Source organism: Candidatus Margulisiibacteriota bacterium (assembly GCA_031268855.1).
Taxonomy (GTDB): Bacteria; Margulisbacteria; Termititenacia; order Termititenacales; family Termititenacaceae; genus Termititenax.
This window is the reverse complement of the sequence record JAIRWS010000030.1, coordinates 1-5,951: the sequence shown is the minus strand read 5'-3', so window position 1 is coordinate 5,951 and position 5,951 is coordinate 1. Positions and strand designations below refer to the sequence as shown.

At 50.5% G+C, this 5,951-nt stretch carries 10 protein-coding genes; 2 read left to right on the top strand and 8 right to left on the bottom strand.

The annotated features are described in order from the left end of the window. Together LBJ25_01875 and LBJ25_01870 are read right to left on the bottom strand one after the other, a co-directional pair. A partial coding sequence (locus LBJ25_01875; protein ID MDR1452712.1) for an ACP S-malonyltransferase occupies positions 1 to 399 on the bottom strand: 399 nt, incomplete at its 3' end. Between the two features lie 85 nt (positions 400 to 484). Beyond that, the gene (locus LBJ25_01870) at positions 485 to 871 is read right to left on the bottom strand and encodes a helix-turn-helix domain-containing protein (GenBank protein ID MDR1452711.1); all 387 of its coding nucleotides are present in this window, start codon (positions 869 to 871) and stop codon (positions 485 to 487) included. Between the two features lie 139 nt (positions 872 to 1,010). Here LBJ25_01870 and LBJ25_01865 point away from each other — a divergent pair, with 139 nt between their 5' ends. Further along, positions 1,011 to 1,859 (top strand): hypothetical protein, encoded by an 849-nt coding sequence (locus LBJ25_01865; protein MDR1452710.1) that lies wholly within the window; start codon positions 1,011 to 1,013, stop codon positions 1,857 to 1,859. A gap of 211 nt (positions 1,860 to 2,070) precedes the next feature. Here the strand turns inward: LBJ25_01865 and LBJ25_01860 are convergent, their stop codons facing one another. Genes LBJ25_01860 through rpmF form a run of 3 tightly spaced genes read right to left on the bottom strand, consistent with a single transcriptional unit; the run spans position 2,071 to position 4,305 of the window. Next, complete coding sequence (locus tag LBJ25_01860) at positions 2,071 to 3,081, bottom strand: ketoacyl-ACP synthase III (protein MDR1452709.1); 1,011 nt, start codon at positions 3,079 to 3,081, stop codon at positions 2,071 to 2,073. Then, a complete protein-coding gene (plsX, locus tag LBJ25_01855; GenBank protein ID MDR1452708.1) occupies positions 3,074 to 4,075 on the bottom strand; it encodes a phosphate acyltransferase PlsX in 1,002 nt (333 codons plus the stop codon). Before plsX ends, LBJ25_01860 begins: the two co-directional genes overlap by 8 nt. 2 nt (positions 4,076 to 4,077) lie before the next feature. After that, entirely contained in the window at positions 4,078 to 4,305 is a 228-nt protein-coding gene (rpmF, locus tag LBJ25_01850; GenBank protein MDR1452707.1) for a 50S ribosomal protein L32, read from the bottom strand. A gap of 33 nt (positions 4,306 to 4,338) precedes the next feature. Between rpmF and LBJ25_01845 the strand changes: the two genes are divergently transcribed. Next, positions 4,339 to 4,656: a GNAT family N-acetyltransferase gene (locus tag LBJ25_01845; GenBank protein MDR1452706.1), complete on the top strand. Its 318-nt coding sequence runs from the start codon at positions 4,339 to 4,341 to the stop codon at positions 4,654 to 4,656. Here the strand turns inward: LBJ25_01845 and LBJ25_01840 are convergent. The 3 genes from LBJ25_01840 to LBJ25_01830 form a co-directional block, all read right to left on the bottom strand. Then, the gene (locus LBJ25_01840; protein MDR1452705.1) at positions 4,640 to 5,041 is read right to left on the bottom strand and encodes a type II toxin-antitoxin system VapC family toxin; all 402 of its coding nucleotides are present in this window, start codon (positions 5,039 to 5,041) and stop codon (positions 4,640 to 4,642) included. The two genes, LBJ25_01845 and LBJ25_01840, sit on opposite strands and share 17 nt — an antisense overlap. Continuing rightward, positions 5,038 to 5,271, bottom strand: coding sequence for a prevent-host-death protein (locus LBJ25_01835; protein ID MDR1452704.1), 234 nt, complete (start codon positions 5,269 to 5,271; stop codon positions 5,038 to 5,040). Before LBJ25_01835 ends, LBJ25_01840 begins: the two co-directional genes overlap by 4 nt. 53 nt (positions 5,272 to 5,324) lie before the next feature. Continuing rightward, positions 5,325 to 5,951 (bottom strand): hypothetical protein (locus tag LBJ25_01830; GenBank protein MDR1452703.1); only part of this gene is annotated, 627 nt, incomplete at its 5' end.

The window sequence follows — 5,951 nt, the reverse complement described above, 5'->3', positions numbered from 1 at the left end:
CCCGAGCACAGCCGCCATGCCGCCCGCGCCATCCGGCACAGCACGCTCCATACATTCGCCGCGGAAACGCACCAGACTGACCGCCTCGCTAAAATCCAGCGCTCCGGCGCAGACCAGCGCGGAATATTCACCCAGCGAATGACCAGCCGCGACGTCCGGCGAAATATTTTTGGCGCGCAGCGCCGCTATAGAAACCGTCAAAATCGCTGGCTGCGCATTGGCGGTCTTTTGCAAATCCCCGGCTGTGCCGTTAAAGATCAGATCCGTCAGATCAAAACCTAGCGCTTGATCAGCCTGCCGAAAAGTCTCTTTCGCCACCGGAACGCCGTCGTACAGATCCTTGCCCATGCCAACGGACTGCGAACCCTGCCCGGGAAAAATAAAGGCCGTTTTGGTCATAATTTTTTCTCCTGCTTTTAAAACGAAAATTTTCAGCGGTTATTTTAACCGATTTTTCTAACCCGCGCTATTATCTCCGTGTGGTCTAGCGATTACGCGCCTTATTCGCTCTGATTTTCTTGCTGGTAAATTTACGGATAATTTTGGCGACCAAAACCTTGGTCGGGTTGTCCAGTTTGCGAAAATTATTCAGCACGGAAAACTCCAAACTCTTTTTGTCCGAAACTGTTTTTTGCTCAAAGGTTACATTGCTGAACCAATCCGCCAGCGGAATATTATAAATCCTGGAAATTTGCCAGAGTGTGGTGAGACGCGGCAGGTACGCGCCGTTGAGGATATGGTAAAAAACGCTGTAGTCGAGGGAAAGCGTTTCGGCCATTTTCTCAATGCTGTAGCCGTTAGCTTTACGGATTTGTTGGAGTTTGGTGCTGATACAGGTCTTTAACTCTTTCTCGGTATTGGGTTTGTCCATGTGTTCACCTCTGGCGAATACTTTACTCTAGCTTCTCTGAACTATTATTTTTATTGTGATACAATATCAATATTGACTTACTATAAAAATTTGCTATAATTTAAGCGCGTTTTATTACTTTTACAGGGGGTATATGTTTATGGCCAATGATTATACTGACAGCTTTGCCGAGGAACCGTATTTTATCAGTAAGGGCGAACAGCTTTCGGCGGCGGGCATGACCGCGGCGTTGAATACCAGAGAGAAGGTGGCGAATAAAAAAGATACTGTAGTCAACAGCTCCACGGAATATCCGTCTGCCAAAGCGGTGTATGACCTTAATGGCACGGTTGTGCACAAAGCCGGAGCGGAAACTATAACTGGCATTAAGACTTTTGGCACGGCTGACTCGGCGGCCGAGCCAAAATTGGGCGCGGCTAAAATAACTGACGCCGCCAATGACGGCACAAAATTTGCCACCGAGGCGCAGGTGTATAACATTTTGCAGAGCGTGGATATTTTACCGATAGGCCTGATACTAGCGATAGCTGCGTCTAGTTGGATAAATGTCAGCGCGGCCTTTAAAAGTAAATGGAGAGTCTGCGATGGCTCAGGCGGCACGCCGAATTTGACCGGCAGGTTTTTGCGCGGCGGCACAGTGAGCGATGCCCTGATCGGCGGCGCGGACAGCCAGGTGGTAGCTTTAGAAACTAAACATATGCCGAAACACAGCCATGCGTTTAGTGGAGAAGAAGCGAGAGGGTCTTACAATTTCGTGAAAAAAGATGTATATGAGGTTACGGGAGTATTTTCACTAGGAATAGATTCGGGGGTGAATTATCAGAATGTAAATAATCTCTCCGGAGCAGTGCTAAATTTTTCCATGACCCCCAAAGGCAGTATCAGCGAAACTGGTGGCGGCCAAGCGGCTTCCGGCTATGGCGAAGCCTTCAATGTCCCAACCGTGCCCAGTTATTACACGGTAATCTATATTATGAAAGTCGCTTAAACCTCGGCGCTTACATCCCGGACAGACCAGGCGTTAGATTTTCTGACGTTTTGCCTGTGGCAAAACACCTCACCAGTCTGTCGCTTACGCGACAGCCAGCCTCTCCTTGATAAGGAGAGGCAGCAGCGTTAGCTGCGGTGAGGTGTCTCGCGGAAGCGAGACGTGCCGAAGCGTGGACGCTGAGCTTGTATCCTTTAAGCTGGACAAATGCTTATTTACTCCAGCGCAGGACATTTGCCGTCCAGCTCAAGCCCGCGCCGAAACCGCAGGTGGCGAGCAAAGCGTCTTTTTTTATTTTGCCGGCGCGGTAGGCTTCGTCGATGGCCAGCGGTATGGACGCGCTGGAAGTATTGCCGTACTTCTGAATATTGACGATAACTTTTTCCGGCGCGAGATCGAGCCGTTTCATCGCCGCGTCGATAATGCGCGTATTGGCTTGATGCGGCACAAAAAAATCAATGTCCTTGCTGGTCAGACCGGCTTTGCGTATAACCTGTTCGGTTGCCTCGCCCATGATCTGCACGGCAAATTTAAACACCGCTTTGCCGTTCATATAAATGAAGCGGTCTTTACTGGAAAAATTAGCGTCCGTCAGCGGCGCGCGCGAACCGCCGTTTTTGACAATTAATTCGTCCGCTTCGGCGCCGCGCAAACCAATGATCGAGGCCAGATGTCCATAGCCGGATTCCGCGCGCGTCAAGACCAGGGCGCCGGCGCCGTCGCCGAAAAGCACACAGACATTGCGGTCGGTATAGTCCATATTTTTGCTCAAGGTGTCCACACAGACCAGCAGTACTTTTTGGAATTCGCCGTTCTCGATAAACTGCGCGGCGGTGTAAAAACCATAGCCAAAACCGGAACAGGCTGCCGACAGGTCAAAACCGCCGGCGCGCGGGCAGCCCAGTCTCTCCTGCAAAAGCGCGGCCACCGACGGGAACACCGGATAATCCGGCGTAGTCGTTGCCACGATTATTAACTCCAGCTCTTCCGGCGCAAGACCGGCGTCCTGCAAAGCTCTCTGCGCGGCCAAAAACGCCAGGTCAGACGCGGCGGTGTCCGTGCCGCAAAGCCGGCGTTCTACGATGCCAGTGCGCGCGCGGATCCATTCATCGGAAGTGTCAACCAGTTTAGCCCAATCGTGATTGGTCATCACGCGGTCGGGCACGGCGGAACCTATACCGGCGATACCGGCTTGAAATAATTTTGGCGGACTTTTAGCCAACAGGATTCTCCACAGCCTTGACCCGGCGGATCGTCTCGATCAGATTTTGTTCTACGGCTTTGGCCGCCGCCGTGATGGAGTTTTTAATTGTTTCTGCTTTGGCGCGGCCATGCGTGATGATCACCACGCCATTGACGCCCAGCAGCGGCGCTCCGCCGTATTTTTTGTAATCGATTTTGTTTTTTACTTTGAGCAGCGAACCGAACATAAAAAACAAACCCAGCCAGCCAAGGAATGACAAATTTTTCCTGATCAGCTTGGTCAGCGAGAAAACCATGCCTTCGCCAAATTTCAGCACAACATTGCCGACAAAGCCGTCGCAGACCACCACATCGGCTGCGTTTTCTAAAATATCTTTGCCCTCGATATTGCCGACAAAGTTTAAGCCGCTGGCGCGCTCGAGCCGCAGCATTTTATTGGCTGTAGCGGTCAACTCGCTGCCTTTTTCGTCTTCCTCGCCGATATTGAGCAGGCCGACGCGCGGATTTTCCACGCCGATAACTTTTTCGATGTAAGCCTTGCCCATATAAGCAAACTGCACGAGATGACTCGGCCGACAGTCCGCGTTGGCGCCAATATCCAAAATGACCGTATGGCCTTTGACCGTCGGAAACACACTGCAGATCGCCGGCCGTTCAATGCCTTTCATCCGCCCCAGCCCGAATAACGCCGCGGCCATGACCGCGCCGGTATTGCCGGCAGATACGACCGCGTCAGCCTTGCCTTCTTTGAGCAGACGCATACAAACATTGATCGAAGCGTCTTTTTTGACCCGCACAGCTTCCACCGGATGCTCGGACATGGCAATATCCTCGCTGGCATGCACGGTTTCAATATTATTTTTTTTAGGATATTTTTTCAGCTCCAGCCCGACCCGGGCTTGATCGCCGATCAGGATGACCGTCAAATTTTCATCTCTGGCTGCGGCCACGGCGCCTTTGACCACTTCGGCAGGAGCATAGTCGCCTCCCATCGCGTCCAGCGCTATTCTCATTGCTACTTCTTGTCCTCAGCCTTGCGGGCCTGACGCGCGTTTTGTTTTTCGAGCTTGGTCACTTTGACTTTACGTCCTTTGTAAAATCCGCAGACCGGACAGATCGTATGCGGCAGCACAGCGGCTCCACAGTTTTTGCAGACGCCGGCCGCTTTGCCCTCCGCTTTAAAATTGTAGGCGTGGTTGGTGCGCGTTCTGGCATGAGTGCGCCGTTTTTTAGGTACTGGCATTTTTCGCTCCTCTGTTTTATTCTGGCAATTATAATGCACAAAATAATTACTATCAATAACTGTATTACCGGTCATGTGGAATATACTATTGCCGCTGACGAATTGCAGATAATCAACGTCTATGTGCAGCCGGAATACCGGCGGCAGGGTCTGGCGGAAAAGGCTTTGCGGGAATTGTTTAGGGAAAATCGGCTGAATAACGCTTATCTTGAAGTCCGCGTGTCCAATCAAGCGGCGTTAAATTTGTATAAAAAATTGGATTTTCGGCAAACCGGACTGCGTAAAGGCTACTACAATGATCCGCCGGAAGACGCGGCGCTGCTACGCAAAGAACTCACCAAAGCAGTTTGAGTCCGTCCGCCGCGTACTGCTGGAACAATTTGTCTTTGCTCAACAGCGTCAGGTTATTGTTTATCGCCTGCCAGATCAGCATGCGGTCGAAAGGGTCTTTGTGATTTTCTTTCAACGGCAAATCCAAAAAAGAAATGGCGTCCCGCTCCTGCAAATCCCAAATAGCGAGACCCATATCTCTGGCATACTGCGGAATATCTTTAATGTTAGTTTTTTTGATAGAAAATTTTTCCAGTCGGGTTTTTATGGCCAGCTCCCAAAAAGAAACCACGCTAACTAAAACATTATTTGAACGGCTGCTAATAATTTGCTGCGCGGCATTGCTCAATCTGGGAATCTCGTGCATTGCCCAAATTAAAACATGGGTGTCCAGCAGATAATTCATATACCCAGAAATTCTTCCAGCGTTATCTTGCCGTCGCCTTTTTCTTTAAAAACCATTTTACCTGCTAAAATTCCCAACTTGCGCGGCGGCTTTTTCTCAGCTTTAGGCACAAACATGGCCACCGGCTCTTTAGCCCGGCCGTACAGCACTTCCACGCTCTCTCCGTTTTTTACCTGAGACAGCACAGCCGAAAAATGAGCTTTTAATTCACCAACTGTATAGGATTTCATATAGCTTATATTACCACGTAGCGGGAACTTGTCAAGTTGACAAGTTGTTTGGCTCACACTACTTTGATGATATAAATCACCGTGTAATACACTGGCAATGTAGCGACGCTGAACGCTGTGCCGGAACCGGTATTGCCTATCGAACCGGTAATATTGCCGCCGGTGATGCTGCCGGTAATATCGTGCTCGTGCGCTCCGCCGTTAAAAGCCTTGCTGTCGGAAGAGAAGCCATGCTGATGGGCGCTGTCAGTAGCGGTAACGCCGCCGGATAAACCATGCCCGTGTGTATTACTGGATATGAATGCCGTGCCATTAGGGGAATTCGCATAATAATTATCATTACCATAAACACTATTTCTGCCAGCGATCTGGTATGAGGCCGGTAAACCATCACAATTAGCGCTACCCCAACTGCCTCCTCTTAAAGAATGGCCGTGAGAGCTATTATCAACACTTAAATTATTACCGTGGCTATGCGTTCCGTCAGAGGCTGTTTTGCCAGTTAAGACATGTTCATGCGCGCCACCGGAAGAGGCTTTTAGGCCAGACACATTTAGCTCGGATAAGGATAAGCCTGTCGCTCCGTGGCTGTGCGATGGCAGATTAGTTGTTTGTAAAATCACGCTTTGGCTGTCCGCGCCGCGCGCGGTAGTAAAATCTGAGCTCTCCGCGCCGCGCAG